This window comes from Pseudomonas sp. PGPR40, from assembly GCF_022014505.1.
Lineage (GTDB): Bacteria > Pseudomonadota > Gammaproteobacteria > Pseudomonadales > Pseudomonadaceae > Aquipseudomonas.
The window spans coordinates 30,767-47,128 of record NZ_JAKLSP010000040.1; the positions used below are offsets into that span (position 1 = coordinate 30,767).

Consider the following 16,362-nt stretch of genomic DNA (forward strand, 5'->3'; position numbering starts at 1 on the left):
CCTCGTTAAACCCCGTGCGTTGTTCATTGGCCTGAGCGTGCTGTGTTTGCTGGCGATCTGGTTATCGCTGGCGCTGGGGCCGGTGAGTTTGCCGTTGTTCGATACCTTGCGCGCGGCGTTGCGGCTGATCGGTTTACCCATCGCGTCCGACGGGTTGGAGCAGGCCGAGCTGATCCTCGGGCAGATTCGCTTGCCGCGAACCTTGCTGGGCTTGGCAGTGGGCGGTGTGCTGGCGCTGTCCGGCGTGGCGATGCAGGGCTTGTTTCGCAACCCTCTGGCCGATCCGGGCCTGGTGGGCGTGTCCAGCGGTGCGGCATTGGGCGCTGCTATTGCAATCGTCAGCGGTTCGGTGTTCGGCGGTCTGCCTGAATCCTTCGGGCCTTATCTGTTGTCGGTGTGCGCGTTTCTTGGCGGGCTGAGTGTAACGGCGCTGGTCTATCGACTGGGGCGGCGCAATGGCCAGACCAACGTCGCCACCATGCTGCTGGCCGGTATTGCATTGACAGCCCTGGCCGGTTCGACGGTTGGGCTATTCACCTATCTGGCGGATGACGAGACCCTGCGCACCCTGACGTTCTGGAACCTTGGCAGCCTTAACGGCGCCAGTTATTCGCGACTCTGGCCGTTGCTGCTGGTGAGCACCGGTGTGGCGCTGTGGTTGCCGCGTCGAGCCAAGGCCTTGAATGCATTGTTGTTGGGGGAGTCGGAGGCCGGCCATCTGGGCATAGACGTCGAAGGCCTCAAGCGCGAACTGGTGTTCTGCACGGCGCTGGGCGTCGGCGCGGCGGTTGCGGCGGCGGGGATGATCGGGTTTGTCGGCCTGGTGGTGCCGCACCTGGTGCGGCTGCTGGCCGGCCCCGATCATCGGGTGCTGTTGCCGGCGTCGGTATTGGCGGGAGCCAGTCTCTTATTGTTCGCCGATCTGGTGGCGAGACTGGCTCTGGCGCCTGCCGAGTTGCCGATCGGGATCGTCACTGCGTTCCTCGGCGCACCGTTCTTTCTGTATTTACTGCTCAGAGGGCGTGCCTGATGTTGCGAACGCAGAACCTGCAAATCCGCCGCGGTCGAAAGATTGTTCTCACAGACATCACCCTTGAACTCAAACCAGGTGAAGTCCTCGGCGTGCTGGGCCCCAACGGTGCCGGCAAAAGCACATTGCTCGGCGCCTTGTGCGGCGAATTGCAGGCGGACCACGGCAGTGTCTGGCTCGATGAGCGTGAGTTGAGTCACTGGCCCGGGGCGCAGCGAGCCCAGCGTTTGGCGGTGTTGCCGCAGGTGTCGACCCTGGACTTTGCCTTTCGCGTCGAAGAAGTGGTCGGCATGGGGCGTCTGCCTTATCAAAGCGGTCGGGTCCGGGATGATGAGATCGTCGCCGCCGCGCTGCACGCGGCTGATGCGCGGCACCTGAGTGGGCGCAGCTATCTGGCATTGTCCGGCGGCGAGCGTCAGCGGGTGCATCTGGCGCGAGTACTGGCGCAGCTGTGGCCGGGGCAGGCGGGACAAACGTTGTTGCTCGATGAACCGACCTCGATGCTCGACCCGCTGCATCAACACACTACTCTGCAAGCGGTGCGTGAGTTCGCTGATCGTGGCGCTGCGGTGCTGGTAATCCTGCATGATCTGAATCTGGCGGCACGTTATTGTGATCGTCTGTTGCTGCTCGAAGGTGGGCGCCCCGTGGCGCTGGATACGCCGGAGCAGGTGCTGCGCCCGGAACCGCTCAAGGCGGTATTCGGCCTGGAAGTACTGGTGCAGCCGCACCCGGAGCGCGGGCATCCGCTGATCATCGCCCGCTGAGCATTTCATCGAGGTGAGAACATGCGTGTGATGGTGATACTGGCTGTGCTGTTACTGAGTGCCTGCCAGCATGTGCCGGTGCCGCCACCGGTCAGCGGCGAGATCCGGGACCTACGCAGCGGTCAAACCCTGACAGCGCAGGAGCTGCTTGCGCGGTTAGCCAAACCTTCGCGGTTGATCGTCGGCGAGCAGCATGACAATCGTGATCACCATCAACTGCAATTGTGGTTGTTGCAGACATTAAGTGAGCAGCGGCCCCAAGGCAGTTTGCTGTTGGAAATGCTTACGCCGGATCAACAAGTGCGCGTCGATCAAGTTCGGCAGTCTTCATCGCTACCGACGGACTTGCCCAATGCATTGGCCTGGCAGCCGGGTTGGGACTGGAACCTGTACGGGCCGATCGTTGGTTTTGCCCTGACCCAGCCTTATCCGTTGCTGGCGGCCAATCTGGACACGCTTGAAGTCCGTACTGTTTATGTCAAACCGCCGATATTGAACGGTTCACGTTCCAGCGCCCCGATGGTCAAGGAGGCATTGCTGGCACAAATCAGCGATTCTCACTGCGGCTTGCTGCCCACCTCACAAATGCCTGCGATGCTGGCCGTCCAGCAACAACGTGATCGGCGGATGGCCGAGCGGTTACTGGTCGCACCGACGCCTTCACTGTTGTTGGCTGGCGCGTACCACGCGCGCAAGGATGTCGGGGTGCCGATTCATGTGCAGGACTTCGGTGAGCACGAGGTGCCAACGGTATTGATGTTGGCAGAGCAGGGCGCTGAAGTTGCACCGGCCATGGCCGATTACGTCTGGTATACGCCTGCCACGCCGCCACAGGATTACTGCGCACAAATGCGCAAGCAGATCGGCAAACCATCAGGTCAGTAACCTGGCGAGTTTTCCACAGGCAAAAAAAGACCCGGCAAGAGCCGGGTCAAATAACCGTGATTAGCCTGATGAGGAGATAATCCGAGAGTCCGAACCAAGGGCTTTTCAGAATATCGACCAGTCTCGCGACCAGTTGCGATAATCATAGCGATTCTCATTACCAAGTCAACCGCTGATTTTTAGTTTCTGTGGATCTCACCATTTCCCTTGGTGAAGGCCCCGCAATCATTGGTCTTCAGGCTGTGTGTGCGTAGGTGTAATTACCCGTTCAAATCTTGTGGCGTGACGAGATAGCGTCCAGTTGTTTGTTCAAGGCTTCCTTGCGCTCGGCGGGAATGTCGTTCCAGTGAACATCCATCAGTGCGCCTTCAATCGCATACAACAACACCTTGGAAGCCCGAAAACCGCGCGTGCGCACGGCCCGATAAGCATCCACAGCTCCCAGCCGACGCAAGTCTGATGCACTGTGGATGCCCACGGCATGCAGCCATTGCGCCGACGTCTTGCCAAGATTTTTCAGGTGTTGCAGTTCATCATTCATCAAGCCTCCTTGCGACAGCCGAACGGTGCGTGGGCGAGCCTCTCAGGAGTGTAGCCATCAGTAGGAAAAGCGTGATTGTTTGGTCGGGTTCGACGCAAAAGCGTCTAAGAGGCGGGCGCAAGAAGCCGCGTGAAAAAGCGGCGAGACGTTTAGAGAATCGAATCTTTCAGGCAAAAAAAGTACAGAGTCCAGCGCAAAGCAGGGGCGCCGGACCTGGATGGGACGTCGCTTTTAGCGAGTGCGATAACGCAGGCGTGTACCGAAATTCATCGACATCAGAATCTCATCGGCACTCAGCTCTGGCGGGAAATAGGCGCCGGAGATCTGCGCGTGGGCCAGGCTTGCACCTTCCAGGGAAGCGTTGCGAAAGTCGATGCCGCGCAAGTCGGCAGAGCGGAAATAGGCATCGGTGAAGTCGACGCCGTCGGCGTTCAGCTCACGCAGATCGAGACCACGGAAGTCGCCACCGACCATGTCGATAGGACCGCCCGATGGGCGTTCATTGTTAAAGCCTGTGATGTCGTCTTTGTGCAGCAAGGCATAAAGCGGGGTGTCGAGAAGTTTCGGCTGGCTCATGTCGCATCACCTGATGGTTTTATGACGCCAGTATAGTGCCACTATTTGACAGCCGTGAAGCCGGTGAAGGCTTCACGGTTGAAATAGTTTCTTACAGGCCAGGCAGACGTTGGCGAATCTGCGCAACGACGGTATCAAGGGTGCCACTTTCATTGGTCTGGACGCGTTTGCTGCAGAGAATTTCTGCTGGCGTCAGGGCCTCGCGGCTGGCTTGCTGGGCGGCGATAACGGCCAGATTGGCGTCGGACGGGTCGTTATTCTCTGCCTGACGTTGCTTCAACCAGCTCTCGATCACCGCTTGCGGTGCGTCGCAGTCGAGGATCAGGAACGGCGCACCGGTGGCTTCGGCGATTTTTGCCGCGCTGTCCCGTTGGTTGCGCTTGAGGTACGTGGCATCGATCACCACCGGGAAACCGGCATGCAGTATCACACCGGCGATTTCATGCAGACGGCTGTAGGTGGCAGCGCTGGCGTCGGCGCTATAGATGCCGGCCTGCGGATCGTTCGGTACGGTTTGCTCGCCGAACATACGCTTGCGCTCGACATCGGAACGCAAGCGGATGGCGCCCAAAGCTTCCACCAGGCGCATGGCCACGTGGCTCTTGCCGACGGCGGAAACACCGTGGGTAATCGCCAGGAAGCGCGAAGGAATGGTGCTATAGCTTTCCGCCAGGTTGGCGTAGTTGCGGTACTGGCGCAGCGTAGTGGCGCGCTGCACCGGATCGGCCTCGGCCGGCATGCTGAACAGGCTGACCTTGGCGCGAACCAGTGCGCGGTAGGCTTTATAGAAGTTCAGCAGCTCCAGGCCCTGATAGTCGCCGGTCAGCTCCAGGTATTGGCTGATGAAACGGCGCGCCAGGCTCTTCAGGCCACGGTCTTCCAGGTCCATCGCCAGGAAGCCGGTGTCGGCGTAAACGTCGGTGAAGCGGAATGGTTCGTTGAATTCGATGCAGTCGAAAATCACCACGTTGCCGTCGATCACGGTGGCGTTGCCCAAGTGAATATCACCGTGGCATTCACGAATGAAGCCGTCGGCCTTGCGCTGGGCAAACAGCGGCTTGAGGCGCTCGAAACTGCTTTCGGCCCAGGCTTGCAGCGCCTCGAGTTGCAGCAGATCGGCCTTGTCGCTGAGGAACGGACGGATTTGTTCGAAGTTCTGACGTACCGGCGCCATGACGCTGTCTGGCGTGCCGGCTTCGTGTTCGGCAGGCACTTCCGGTGCACTGAGGTGGAATTGAGCGATCTGCGCGGCCATCTCGTCGATGTGTGTGGTGGTCAATTCGCCATTGGCTTGCAGGGTGCTGAGCAGACCGTTCTGCGGGAACTGGCGCATTTTCAGCACATATTCGATGGCCGGGCCGTCGCCGCCCAGTTGCGGGGCTTCGGCGCTGCCGGTGACTGGCAACACTTCAAGATACAAATCATGGGTCAGGCGCTGGTTCAGGCGCAGCTCTTCAGCGCAGAAATGTTCGCGAGCGTCGAGGCTGGTGAAGTCGAGGAAGCCGAAATTCACTGGCTTCTTCACTTTATAGGCGTAGGGGCCGGTGAGCAGCACCCAGGAGATATGGGTCTCGATGACCTGAAACCCTTCTACGGGATGCGGGTAGAGGGCCGGGTTTTGCAGGGCAGCGATCAGGGACTGGCTCACAGGCGATCCTTCAGAGTCTGGGGAAAATTCAAGGCCGTCATTATGGCCGCAAGTCCGCCTGACGCAAACCTCAGCGGGCTCCTGTTGAGGATGAATAAAGTGCGTATAATCCGCCGCCATGACTCGAACTCGATCCCCCCGTACCCCCAAAAAACCACCTTCCAGAGGCATGCGCCCCTGGCTGGGCTGGGCCCTTAAACTCAGCCTGGTCGGCCTTGTGGTGCTTGCCGGGTTCGCGGTTTACCTCGACGCTGTGGTCCAGGAGAAGTTCTCCGGCAAGCGCTGGACCATCCCGGCCAAGGTATATGCACGCCCGCTCGAGCTGTTCACTGGCCAGAAGCTGAGCAAGGAAGACTTCCTCACCGAACTCGATGCCTTGGGCTATCGACGCGAAGCGGTCAGCAATGGCCCCGGCGCGGCGGCGGTCAGTGGCAATACTATCGAGTTGAATACCCGAGGCTTCCAGTTCTATGAAGGCATGGAGACGGCTCAACCTGTGCGTGTGCGCTTTTCCGGCGATTACGTGGCCGAGCTCTCGGCGACCAACGGTTCGAAGCTTTCTGTGGTGCGACTGGAGCCGCTGCTGATTGGCGGGATTTACCCGAAAAATCTTGAAGACCGCATCCTGATCAAGATCGATCAGGTTCCGCCTTATCTGCTCGAAACCCTGATTGCCGTAGAAGACCGGGATTTCTACAGCCACTGGGGCGTGTCGCCGAAGTCGATTGTCCGAGCCGTTTACGTCAACACCTCGGGCGGCAAGATGACCCAGGGCGGCAGTACGCTGACGCAACAGTTGGTCAAGAATTTCTACCTCACCAGCGAACGCAGCCTGACCCGTAAGCTCACCGAAGCCATGATGGCGATGTTGCTTGAGCTGCATTACGACAAGCGCGAAATTCTTGAGGCTTACCTCAATGAAGTGTTCGTCGGCCAGGATGGCCAGCGCGCGGTGCACGGTTTTGGCCTGGCCAGCCAGTTCTTCTTCGGGCAGCCGCTGTCCGAGCTGAAACTGCATCAAGTCGCTATGTTGGTGGGTATGGTCAAGGGACCGTCCTATTACAACCCGCGTCGCAACCCTGAGCGGGCGCTGGAGCGGCGTAATCTGGTGCTCGATGTTCTGAAGGAACAAGGTGTTGCCACCGCCGAGCAGATTGAGGCGGCGAAGAAAATGCCACTGGGTGTGACCACTCGCGGCAAGTTGGCCGACAGCTCGTTCCCGGGTTTCCTTGATCTGGTTAAACGTCAGTTGCGCGAAGACTATCGCGACGAAGATTTGACCGAAGAGGGGCTACGGATTTTCACCAGTTTCGATCCGATTCTGCAGATGAAAGCCGAAGCCTCGGTCAACGACACGTTCAAGCGTCTGGCCGGACGCAAGGGTTCTGATGAGGTTGAGGCGGCCATGGTCGTGACCAACCCGGAAACCGGCGAAGTCCAGGCGATGATTGGCAGCCGTCAGGCGGGTTTTGCCGGCTTCAACCGTGCGCTGGACGCGGTACGACCGATTGGTTCGTTGATCAAACCGGCGGTTTATCTGACGGCCCTTGAGAAGCCGAGCCAGTACACGCTGACGAGTTGGCTGTCGGACGACTACTTCTCGGTCAAAGGTGCAGACGGTCAGGTCTGGAAACCGCAGAACTATGATCGCCGTTCCCACGGTACGGTATTCCTTTATCAGGGCCTGGCGCATTCCTACAACCTGTCGACTGCGCGTCTCGGGCTAGCGGTGGGTGTACCGAATGTCTTGAAGACCTTGGCGCGTCTGGGGGTAAGCCGCGAGTTCCCGGCGTTCCCGTCGATGTTGCTCGGTGCCGGCGGTCTGACCCCGATCGAAGTGGCGACCATGTACCAGACGCTGGCCAACGGTGGGTTCAATACGCCGATGCGCGGGATTCGCAGTGTATTGACTGCCGAAGGCGAACCACTCAAGCGTTATCCGTTTCAGATTCAGCAGCAATTCGATCCGGCGTCCATTTACCTGATCCAGAGCGCCATGCAGCGGGTCATGCGCGAGGGCACCGGCAGTTCGGTTTACAACGTGCTGCCCAAAACCCTGGCCCTGGCCGGCAAGACCGGTACCAGTAACGATTCGCGCGACAGCTGGTTCGCCGGTTTCAGTCAGGATCTGCTGGCTGTGGTCTGGTTGGGGCGCGATGATAACGGCAAGACGCCGTTCACTGGTGCTACCGGTGCGTTGCAGGTCTGGACCAGTTTCATGCGCAAGGCCGATCCGCTGCCGCTGGACATGCCGCAGCCGGACAACATTGTTCAGGCCTGGGTCGATTCGCGCACCGGGCAAGGTTCTGAAGGCAGCTGCCCAGGCGCGGTGCAGATGCCGTATATTCGCGGCAGCGAACCGCCTCCCGGTGCTCCTTGCGGTGGCGAAAGCCCTTCCGCCGAATCGGTGATGGATTGGGTCAAGGGCTGGATGAATTAAGCAAAGAGGGTTTCAAGTGAACAAGTGGTTGATTCCAGCAGTGACCGCCGTGGCTTTGCTCAGCGGCTGCTCCACCGTACAACGTGGTTCGATCCCGGTTGTGGATTCCGGTACCGCCGTCTCCAACAGCGAGCGGATTTCGGCGAATGGCGGTTACCGTCAGACGACAGTAAAACGTCCTGCACAAGCCCAGACTCAGGCGATTCCACAAGGTGACACTGGTGTTGTTGTGATGGTGCCGGGTGGTGGCGCGGTTTCCTCGGCCCCGATCAGCACTTCGCCGATTACCCCAGGCCCGATCACTCCGGGACCGATCGATACCTCGCCGGTCCAGTCGGCACCGATCAATCAGGGCAGCTACAGCATGCCATCGACGCCGAGCGGGATTCCTTCGGCGAACTCCGGTGGTCTGTCTGCCGATGAGCAACTGGACGGACCGGTCCTGGCGTTGTTGACCACTGCCCAGCAGCAACAGGCCAGCGGCGATCTTAATGGCGCATCCTCCAGTCTCGAGCGCGCCCAGCGTGTCGCGCCGCGTGAGCCGCAAGTGCTTTATCGCCTGGCTCAGGTGCGTATGGCCCAAGGCGATGCGGCCCAGGCCGAGCAATTCGCTCGTCGTGGTTTGACGTTCGCCAATGGTCGTCCGGCCCTTCAGGCCAGCCTGTGGAATTTGATCGCCCAGGCGCGTGAGAAGCAGGGTGATTCCGCCGGTGCCGCGTTGGCGCGTCAGAAGGCCAAGGTTTCGCTGTGATGGATGCCCGCTTCCCGAAGATTGCCGAGCAATTGCTGTTGATCGAGCGCGAACTGCGTGTTCAGGGTTGGTGGGACGAAGTCTCGCCGTCCGCTGAAGCGCTTTCCAGTGTCGAGCCGTTTTCGGTCGATACACTGGAATTCGAGCAATGGCTGCAATGGATCTTCCTGCCAAGAATGAAGTCGATCCTGGAGCAAAATCTGCCATTGCCCAACGCGTCGGGGATTCAGGAAATGGCCGAAATGGTCTTCGCCTCGCGCGACGTCCAGGGCAAGGATCGGCAGCTTCAGGTCTTGCTCAAAGAGTTCGATCTGTTGATTACCGCCTCCCGCTGACTACTGGCAGTTTTTCGCAATCTGTTTCTGTGCTTCGGTGATGCGCTCCTGACGTTGTTGGTCGGTCAGGCGACGCATCTCACCGTCGACATCCTCCCGTAGTCGCGGATTATTCTGCAGTTGGGCCAGGTTCGTTCGGGCCTGTTCGCAAAATACTTGTAGCTGGGCTTGCTGCTCGGCGACCTGCTTTCTCACTTTGTTGTCGATGGCCCGTTGATCGCCTATGACGTTGCTGCGCATTGGCGTGTCTGGTTTGCCGACGGGCGGGGCGGGCGTCACCACGAGGGTGGGCTCCTGGCCTGGGGGCGGTTGCGCATCGAAATGAGTGACGCCCTGGGCATCGACCCATTTATAGATCTGACCCGCCATGCACAAAGGGCTCAGGCTGATCAGCAAGCCGGCGGTGAAGAAGAACGTTCGCATGCCATTTCCTTGTCATGGGTGCGCAATCGAAGCTAACACAGTTGCGGTTTAAAGGTTTTTTCTTGCGTTCTCATGCGCTTAGTTCGAATAAAGCACATTGACGGCTTGACTTGCGATGGGCGAAACAGAAGAATCCAAAGTCCGCTGTAGAGGGACTGCCAGAAGCAGACCCACTCGGTAGATCATGAGGCGCACATCCGCGCCGACCTGTTACACCCGCAACGCGTTACCTCGCGCTGGGTGGGAAAGGCCCGCAACACTTGGGACGATCCCAATACTTGCTCAGTCAGTGCTGACGTAGTCGGCGACCACCGTCGCTCATGCTCTGCCGAGAAGTAAACCTATTAAGACCCGTCCTCATGTATGTGGGCGGTATTCTGGCGTTTTAGAGGTGAACAACGTGGAGCTTTTATCTGGCGGTGAGATGCTCGTCCGCTTTTTGCGTGACGAAGGCGTCAAATATATCTACGGGTACCCGGGCGGTGCTCTTCTTCATGTCTATGATGCCCTGTTCAAAGAACCGGAAGTGACCCACATCCTGGTTCGTCACGAACAGGCTGCGACCCATATGGCCGACGGCTATGCCCGTGCCACCGGTAAAGCCGGTGTGGTACTGGTGACCTCCGGTCCGGGCGCAACCAACGCCATCACCGGTATTGCCACGGCCTACATGGACTCCATTCCGATGGTGGTCATTTCCGGCCAGGTGCCGAGCACCATGGTAGGTACCGACGCTTTCCAGGAAACCGACATGATCGGTATTTCCCGGCCGATCGTGAAACACAGCTTCATGATCAAGCATGCGTCGGAAATCCCGGAAGTCATGAAGAAAGCGTTCTACCTGGCGCAATCCGGTCGTCCTGGTCCGGTCGTTGTCGATATCCCGAAAGACATGACCAACCCGGCCGAGAAGTTCGAATACATCTTCCCGAAAAAAGCCAAGCTGCGTTCCTACAGCCCGGCTGTTCGCGGTCACTCCGGGCAAATCCGCAAGGCAGCTGAAATGCTCCTGGCGGCCAAGCGTCCTGTGCTTTATGCAGGCGGCGGCGTGATTCTTGGTGGTGGCTCCGCGCCGCTGACCGAGTTGGCGAAGATGCTCAACCTGCCAGTGACCAATACCCTGATGGGCCTGGGTGCCTACCCTGGCACCGACCGTCAGTTCATCGGCATGCTCGGTATGCACGGCAGTTACACCGCCAACCTGGCGATGCACCATGCCGACGTGATCCTTGCAGTCGGCGCGCGTTTCGATGATCGCGTGATCAACGGCCCGGCCAAGTTCTGTCCGAACGCCAAGATCATTCACATCGACATCGATCCGGCTTCGATCTCCAAGACCATCAAGGCAGACGTGCCTATCGTTGGTCCGGTCGAGAGTGTCCTGACCGAAATGGTCGCGATCCTCAAGGAAATCGGCGAGACCCCGAACAAGGAGTCCGTTGCCAGTTGGTGGAAGCAAGTCGATGAGTGGCGCGGTGACCGCGGCCTGTTCCCTTACGACAAGGGCGATGGCAGCGTGATCAAGCCGCAGACGGTGATCGAAACCCTGTGCGAAGTGACCAAGGGCGATGCCTTTGTAGCCTCGGACGTCGGTCAGCATCAGATGTTCGCGGCGCAGTACTACAAGTTCAACAAGCCAAACCGCTGGATCAACTCCGGTGGTCTGGGCACCATGGGCTTCGGGTTCCCGGCAGCCATGGGTATCAAGCTGAACTTCCCGGATGACGACGTCGCCTGCGTAACGGGCGAGGGCAGCATCCAGATGAACATTCAGGAATTGTCGACCTGCCTGCAATACGGTTTGCCGGTGAAAATCGTCATCCTGAACAATGGCGTGCTGGGTATGGTTCGCCAGTGGCAGGACATGAGTTACGGCAGCCGTCACTCGCACTCCTACATGGAATCGCTCCCTGACTTCGTCAAGCTGGCCGAGGCCTATGGTCACGTTGGCGTGCGCATCACCGAATCGAAAGATTTGAAGTCGAAGATGGAAGAGGCGTTCGCCATGAAAGATCGCCTGGTGGTTATCGATATTTCGGTCGACACCAGCGAGCACGTCTACCCGATGCAGATCAAAGACGGCTCCATGCGCGATATGTGGCTGAGCAAGACGGAGCGTACTTAATCATGCGGCACATTATTTCCTTGCTTCTGGAAAACGAACCGGGCGCTCTGTCTCGTGTAGTCGGCCTGTTCTCGCAGCGCAACTACAACATCGAAAGCCTGACCGTGGCACCCACTGAAGACCCGACTCTGTCGCGTCTGACGCTGACCACGGTCGGCCATGATGAAGTCATCGAGCAGATCACCAAGAACCTGAACAAACTGATCGAAGTGGTCAAATTGGTCGACCTGTCGGAGAGTGCTCACATCGAGCGCGAACTGATGCTGGTCAAGGTCAAGGCTACCGGCGCCCAGCGCGCCGAGATCAAGCGCACCACCGATATTTATCGTGGGCAGATCGTTGATGTCAGCGCTAGCGTGTATACCGTTCAATTGACCGGTACCAGCGACAAGCTCGACAGCTTCATTCAATCGATCGGGACTGCCTCGATTCTGGAAACCGTACGCAGTGGCGTCACCGGGATTGCCCGCGGCGACAAAGTACTGAGCATCTAAACCAAATTAGCGAATGGCCTGAACGGCCAGGATATAGAGGGGAATTTCATGAAAGTTTATTACGAAAAAGACTGCGACCTGTCGATCATCCAGGGCAAGAAAGTTGCCATCATCGGTTACGGTTCCCAAGGCCACGCTCAAGCGTGCAACCTGAAAGACTCCGGCGTTGACGTTACTGTTGGTCTGCGTAAAGGTTCGGCTACTGTTGCCAAAGCTGAAGCCCATGGCCTGAAAGTGACTGACGTTGCTTCCGCCGTAGCGGCTGCCGACCTGGTCATGATCCTGACCCCGGACGAGTTCCAGTCTGCCCTGTACAAGAACGAAATCGAGCCGAACATCAAGAAAGGCGCCACCCTGGCCTTCTCCCACGGTTTCGCGATTCACTACAACCAGGTTGTGCCACGCGCTGACCTCGACGTGATCATGATCGCGCCGAAAGCACCGGGCCACACCGTGCGTTCCGAGTTCGTCAAAGGCGGCGGTATCCCTGACCTGATCGCTATCTACCAGGATGCTTCGGGCAACGCCAAGAACGTTGCACTGTCCTACGCTGCCGGCGTTGGTGGCGGTCGTACCGGCATCATCGAAACCACGTTCAAGGACGAGACCGAAACCGACCTGTTCGGCGAACAAGCCGTTCTGTGCGGCGGTACCGTTGAACTGGTAAAAGCCGGTTTCGAAACCCTGGTTGAAGCTGGCTATGCGCCGGAAATGGCCTACTTCGAATGCCTGCACGAACTGAAGCTGATCGTTGACCTCATGTACGAAGGCGGTATCGCCAACATGAACTACTCGATCTCCAACAACGCTGAATACGGCGAGTACGTGACCGGTCCAGAAGTGATCAACGCCGAATCCCGTCAGGCCATGCGCAACGCCCTGAAACGTATTCAGGACGGCGAATACGCCAAGATGTTCATCAGCGAAGGCGCCACCGGCTATCCTTCGATGACCGCCAAGCGTCGTAACAACGCCGCTCACGGTATCGAAATCATCGGTGAGCAACTGCGCTCCATGATGCCGTGGATCGGTGCCAACAAGATCGTCGACAAAGCCAAGAACTAAGTCCCGAGCTTGTACGGAAAACGCGGCCTAGGCCGCGTTTTTTCGTTTGGATCCGCCGGTTCTGGTATAAAGCTGCATTGTTTGTGGCCGAACCGTCGTCCCAGACACCTGTCGAAACTTTCCACCCGTTACAAGGTAAATGTCCATGAGCGAACGTCCCGAAGAGCCAAAGCAGGCTTCTGACGCCGAAAGCCTTCTGCCCATCGATGAACACATCGAAGAAGGGCATGACGCTGAAGGTCGTAAAGTCCGGCATCGTGGTATCTATCTTCTGCCGAATCTGTTCACCACTGCGAACCTCTTCGCAGGGTTCTATTCCATCATCAACTCGATGAGCGCCCAGAGTGCCTTGAGTGCCGGTGATGCGATCGGCGCGAGCAAATATTTTGCGTTTGCCGCGATCGCGATTTTCGTTGCCATGGTGCTCGACGGCCTCGACGGTCGCGTTGCCCGTATGACCAATACCCAAAGTGCTTTCGGTGCCGAGTACGACTCGCTGTCGGACATGGTTGCCTTTGGTGTGGCGCCGGCATTGCTGGCATTCGGCTGGGCCCTGGGTGACATGGGCAAGGTCGGCTGGATGGTCGCCTTCATCTATGTGGCGGGGGCAGCATTACGTCTGGCGCGTTTCAACACTCAGGTCGGCACTGCAGACAAACGTTACTTCATCGGTCTGGCCAGCCCGGCTGCCGCCGGTGTGGTCGCGGGCATTGTCTGGGCATTCAGCGACTACGGCATTCAGGGTTCCAAGATGTCGTTTCTGGTTGCACTGATGGTTGCTGCCGCTGGCATGCTGATGGTCAGTAACATCAAGTACAACAGCTTCAAGGAGCTGGACTTGAAAGGGCGCGTTCCTTTTGTCGCGATCCTCGCAGTGGTATTGGTATTCGCCGTTGTGTTCAGTGATCCGCCGCGCATTCTGCTGCTGGTTTTCCTCGGCTATGCGGCTTCCGGGCCGGTGCAGTACCTGTTACGCCTTCGTCGGCACAAAAAAGCCGAGTGATGTAATTTCCCTCATACTCCGCAGTCTATGGGTGCATCTGTCCTCCAAAGCTGCGGAGTTGTCATGCTGATCAAAATCCCCAAAGCGTCTGACTGTCATGAGTCGGACGTCACGCCTGAATCCCTCTACCTTTCTCGTCGCAGTGTATTGAGTGCCGCCGTTGCTGGTCTGGCTGTGAGCGGTCTGCCGCGTTGGGCGAGTGCCGAAGATGTTGCGCGTTATGCTGATGTCGAGCCAGGCAAGGCGCCGTCCTGGTTTGCCGAAAAGCTTCCTTCTACCAAATGGGGGGCGGTCAACGTAAAGGACGAGGCGCTCACACCTTTCAGGGATGCGACCCACTACAACAACTTCTATGAGTTCGGTACCGATAAAGGTGATCCCGCGGCCAACGCTGGAGCGCTGAAAACCGAACCGTGGAGCGTGGTGGTGGACGGGGAGGTGGGAAAGCCGGGGCAGTATGCGCTGGAAGACTTCATGAAGCCTTATCAACTGGAGGAGCGCATCTATCGTCTTCGCTGCGTGGAAGCCTGGTCGATGGTTATTCCGTGGATAGGTTTTCCTGTTTCGGCTTTGCTCAAGGAAGTCGAGCCGACATCCAAAGCCAAGTTCATCCGCTTCGAAACCTTGCAGGATCCCAAATCTATGCCCGGGCAGCGTTCCGGTTTTGCCCTGATCGACTGGCCTTATGTAGAAGGGCTGCGTCTGGATGAGGCGATGAATCCGTTGGCGATTCTTGCTGTGGGCATGTATGGGCGTGAGTTGCCGAATCAGAACGGTGCTCCGCTGCGTCTGGTGGTGCCCTGGAAGTACGGTTTCAAGAGTATTAAATCCATTGTGCGGATCAGTCTGGTCAGCGAGCAGCCGAAAACTACCTGGCAGAGTATCGCCTCGGATGAGTATGGCTTTTATGCGAACGTGAACCCGACAGTCGATCACCCGCGTTGGACCCAGGCACGGGAAAGGCGTTTGCCGAGCGGCCTGTTCAAGCCCAATGTGCGCGATACGCAAATGTTCAATGGTTATTCGGATGAAGTCGCTTCTCTATATACAGGGCTCGATCTGCGGAAGAATTACTGATGCGATATCCGTTCTGGCGTATTGGCGTCTTCATCGCTGCAGCGATTTGGCCGCTGCTTTGGTTGTATCAGGCCTTGGGGGATGTGTTGGGGCCAGATCCGGGCAAGGTATTGGTTGACCGTCTAGGGCTGGGGACACTTGTCCTGCTGCTGATTACATTAAGCATGACACCTTTGCAAAAGCTCACCGGTTGGCCGGGGTGGATAGCTGTCCGACGGCAGTTGGGGTTGTGGTGCTTCGCTTATGCGGTTCTGCATTTGAGCGGTTACACAGCGTTTATCCTTGGCTTTGATTGGTCGCAGCTGGGTATCGAGTTGCGCAAGCGGCCGTACATTATTGTCGGGGCGCTGGGGTTTCTCTGTTTGTTGGCATTGGCGGTTACCTCCAATCGCTACAGTCAGCGGCGTTTGGGTTCTCGCTGGAAGAAGTTGCATCGGTTGGTCTATGTGGTTCTTGGGCTTGGATTGCTGCATATGTTGTGGATCGTTCGTGCCGATCTGAAGGAATGGGCGATCTATGCTTCTATAGGTGCGTTGTTGTTGGTGTTGAGATTGCCGCCTGTAACCCGCCGGATTCCACGCTTAATAGCCAAAAAGGCACCTTCTGCAAGAAAGGCGTAATTAGAGGTTGACGGCAGATTCTGAAAGCCTATAATTCGCCCCACTTCCGGCGCAGTCGAAACGGAAAACTCCTTGGTAAACAAAGAGTTATGCAGTTTTCGGCAGCGGTTACGCTTCAGTTCATTGAAGCCAGAAGGAGTTGGTAGGGCAGTGTGTTATTGCCTTATTGACGGTTCGATCTTCTCGGTCGAAAGCGGAGAAAAAGAGGTGTTGACAGCAGCGAGTAACGCTGTAGAATTCGCCTCCCGCTAACGAGAGATCGGAAGCGCAAGTGGTTGAAGTTGTTAAGGAAAACCTTGAAAACTTCTGAAAATAACCGCTTGACAGCAACAGAGGCTGCTGTAGAATGCGCGCCTCGGTTGAGACGAAAGATCTTAACCAACCGCTCTTTAACAACTGAATCAAGCAATTCGTGTGGGTGCTTGTGGAGTCAGACTGATAGTCAACAAGATTATCAGCATCACAAGTTACTCCGCGAGAAATCAAAGATGTAACCAATGATTGCTGAGCCAAGTTTAGGGTTTCTTAAAAACCCAAAGATGTTTGAACTGAAGAGTTTGATCATGGCTCAGATTGAACGCT

General features: G+C 57.7%; 16 protein-coding genes. 12 read left to right on the plus strand and 4 right to left on the minus strand.

The annotated features are described in order from the left end of the window. Positions 1-46: 46 nt before the first annotated feature. Genes MEB48_RS26495 through MEB48_RS26505 form a run of 3 tightly spaced genes read left to right on the plus strand, consistent with a single transcriptional unit; the run spans position 47 to position 2,682 of the window. Entirely contained in the window at positions 47-1,030 is a 984-nt protein-coding gene (locus tag MEB48_RS26495; protein WP_237886749.1) for a FecCD family ABC transporter permease, read from the plus strand. After that, positions 1,030-1,797 carry a heme ABC transporter ATP-binding protein gene (locus MEB48_RS26500; protein ID WP_237886739.1) on the plus strand — a complete coding sequence of 256 codons (768 nt, stop codon included), beginning with the start codon at positions 1,030-1,032 and terminating at the stop codon, positions 1,795-1,797. Before MEB48_RS26495 ends, MEB48_RS26500 begins: the two co-directional genes overlap by 1 nt. Before the next feature lie 21 nt (positions 1,798-1,818). Continuing rightward, positions 1,819-2,682, plus strand: a complete 864-nt coding sequence (locus MEB48_RS26505; RefSeq protein ID WP_237886740.1) for a ChaN family lipoprotein — start codon at positions 1,819-1,821, stop codon at positions 2,680-2,682. Positions 2,683-2,950: 268 nt separating this feature from the next. Here the strand turns inward: MEB48_RS26505 and MEB48_RS26510 are convergent, their stop codons facing one another. From MEB48_RS26510 to MEB48_RS26520, 3 genes are all read right to left on the minus strand, one after another. Then, positions 2,951-3,223, minus strand: coding sequence for a TfoX/Sxy family protein (locus MEB48_RS26510; RefSeq protein WP_007902045.1), 273 nt, complete (start codon positions 3,221-3,223; stop codon positions 2,951-2,953). Positions 3,224-3,454: 231 nt separating this feature from the next. Next, positions 3,455-3,799, minus strand: coding sequence for a pentapeptide repeat-containing protein (locus MEB48_RS26515; protein ID WP_237886741.1), 345 nt, complete (start codon positions 3,797-3,799; stop codon positions 3,455-3,457). Positions 3,800-3,890: 91 nt separating this feature from the next. Further along, on the minus strand, positions 3,891-5,447 hold the full coding sequence (locus MEB48_RS26520; protein ID WP_237886742.1) for a bifunctional aminoglycoside phosphotransferase/ATP-binding protein: 1,557 nt from the start codon (positions 5,445-5,447) through the stop codon (positions 3,891-3,893). A gap of 118 nt (positions 5,448-5,565) precedes the next feature. Between MEB48_RS26520 and mrcB the strand changes: the two genes are divergently transcribed. Genes mrcB through MEB48_RS26535 form a run of 3 tightly spaced genes read left to right on the plus strand, consistent with a single transcriptional unit; the run spans position 5,566 to position 8,973 of the window. Continuing rightward, positions 5,566-7,887 (plus strand): penicillin-binding protein 1B, encoded by a 2,322-nt coding sequence (mrcB, locus tag MEB48_RS26525; RefSeq protein WP_237886743.1) that lies wholly within the window; start codon positions 5,566-5,568, stop codon positions 7,885-7,887. 16 nt (positions 7,888-7,903) lie between these two features. Then, the gene (locus tag MEB48_RS26530; protein ID WP_237886744.1) at positions 7,904-8,638 is read left to right on the plus strand and encodes a tetratricopeptide repeat protein; all 735 of its coding nucleotides are present in this window, start codon (positions 7,904-7,906) and stop codon (positions 8,636-8,638) included. Further along, a complete protein-coding gene (locus MEB48_RS26535) occupies positions 8,638-8,973 on the plus strand; it encodes a YqcC family protein (RefSeq protein ID WP_237886745.1) in 336 nt (111 codons plus the stop codon). Before MEB48_RS26530 ends, MEB48_RS26535 begins: the two co-directional genes overlap by 1 nt. Here MEB48_RS26535 and MEB48_RS26540 read toward each other — a convergent pair whose 3' ends face one another. Continuing rightward, a complete protein-coding gene (locus MEB48_RS26540) occupies positions 8,974-9,396 on the minus strand; it encodes a DUF4124 domain-containing protein (protein WP_237886746.1) in 423 nt (140 codons plus the stop codon). Between the two features lie 400 nt (positions 9,397-9,796). Here MEB48_RS26540 and MEB48_RS26545 point away from each other — a divergent pair, with 400 nt between their 5' ends. From MEB48_RS26545 to msrQ, 6 genes are all read left to right on the plus strand, one after another. Beyond that, positions 9,797-11,521, plus strand: coding sequence for an acetolactate synthase 3 large subunit (locus tag MEB48_RS26545; RefSeq protein WP_095055883.1), 1,725 nt, complete (start codon positions 9,797-9,799; stop codon positions 11,519-11,521). Between the two features lie 2 nt (positions 11,522-11,523). Next, a complete protein-coding gene (gene ilvN / locus MEB48_RS26550; protein ID WP_003176102.1) occupies positions 11,524-12,015 on the plus strand; it encodes an acetolactate synthase small subunit in 492 nt (163 codons plus the stop codon). A gap of 48 nt (positions 12,016-12,063) precedes the next feature. Continuing rightward, a complete protein-coding gene (gene ilvC / locus MEB48_RS26555; protein WP_007948647.1) occupies positions 12,064-13,080 on the plus strand; it encodes a ketol-acid reductoisomerase in 1,017 nt (338 codons plus the stop codon). 145 nt (positions 13,081-13,225) lie between these two features. Next, positions 13,226-14,083 carry a CDP-diacylglycerol--serine O-phosphatidyltransferase gene (gene pssA, locus MEB48_RS26560; protein ID WP_095055878.1) on the plus strand — a complete coding sequence of 286 codons (858 nt, stop codon included), beginning with the start codon at positions 13,226-13,228 and terminating at the stop codon, positions 14,081-14,083. Between the two features lie 63 nt (positions 14,084-14,146). Further along, positions 14,147-15,160, plus strand: coding sequence for a protein-methionine-sulfoxide reductase catalytic subunit MsrP (msrP, locus tag MEB48_RS26565; RefSeq protein ID WP_237886747.1), 1,014 nt, complete (start codon positions 14,147-14,149; stop codon positions 15,158-15,160). After that, positions 15,160-15,780: a protein-methionine-sulfoxide reductase heme-binding subunit MsrQ gene (gene msrQ / locus MEB48_RS26570; RefSeq protein ID WP_237886748.1), complete on the plus strand. Its 621-nt coding sequence runs from the start codon at positions 15,160-15,162 to the stop codon at positions 15,778-15,780. The genes msrP and msrQ overlap by 1 nt, the downstream gene beginning before the upstream one ends. The last annotated feature ends 582 nt before the right edge of the window (positions 15,781-16,362 follow it).

Coding starts and splice junctions, on each gene's coding strand:
- MEB48_RS26500 (WP_237886739.1), top strand. CDS start 1,030: ATGTTGCGAACGCAGAACCTGCAAATCCGCCGCGGTCGAAAGATTGTT.
- MEB48_RS26505 (WP_237886740.1), top strand. CDS start 1,819: ATGCGTGTGATGGTGATACTGGCTGTGCTGTTACTGAGTGCCTGCCAG.
- MEB48_RS26510 (WP_007902045.1), bottom strand. CDS start 3,223: ATGAATGATGAACTGCAACACCTGAAAAATCTTGGCAAGACGTCGGCG.
- MEB48_RS26515 (WP_237886741.1), bottom strand. CDS start 3,799: ATGAGCCAGCCGAAACTTCTCGACACCCCGCTTTATGCCTTGCTGCAC.
- mrcB (WP_237886743.1), top strand. CDS start 5,566: ATGACTCGAACTCGATCCCCCCGTACCCCCAAAAAACCACCTTCCAGA.
- MEB48_RS26535 (WP_237886745.1), top strand. CDS start 8,638: ATGGATGCCCGCTTCCCGAAGATTGCCGAGCAATTGCTGTTGATCGAG.
- MEB48_RS26540 (WP_237886746.1), bottom strand. CDS start 9,396: ATGCGAACGTTCTTCTTCACCGCCGGCTTGCTGATCAGCCTGAGCCCT.
- ilvN (WP_003176102.1), top strand. CDS start 11,524: ATGCGGCACATTATTTCCTTGCTTCTGGAAAACGAACCGGGCGCTCTG.
- ilvC (WP_007948647.1), top strand. CDS start 12,064: ATGAAAGTTTATTACGAAAAAGACTGCGACCTGTCGATCATCCAGGGC.
- pssA (WP_095055878.1), top strand. CDS start 13,226: ATGAGCGAACGTCCCGAAGAGCCAAAGCAGGCTTCTGACGCCGAAAGC.
- msrP (WP_237886747.1), top strand. CDS start 14,147: ATGCTGATCAAAATCCCCAAAGCGTCTGACTGTCATGAGTCGGACGTC.
- msrQ (WP_237886748.1), top strand. CDS start 15,160: ATGCGATATCCGTTCTGGCGTATTGGCGTCTTCATCGCTGCAGCGATT.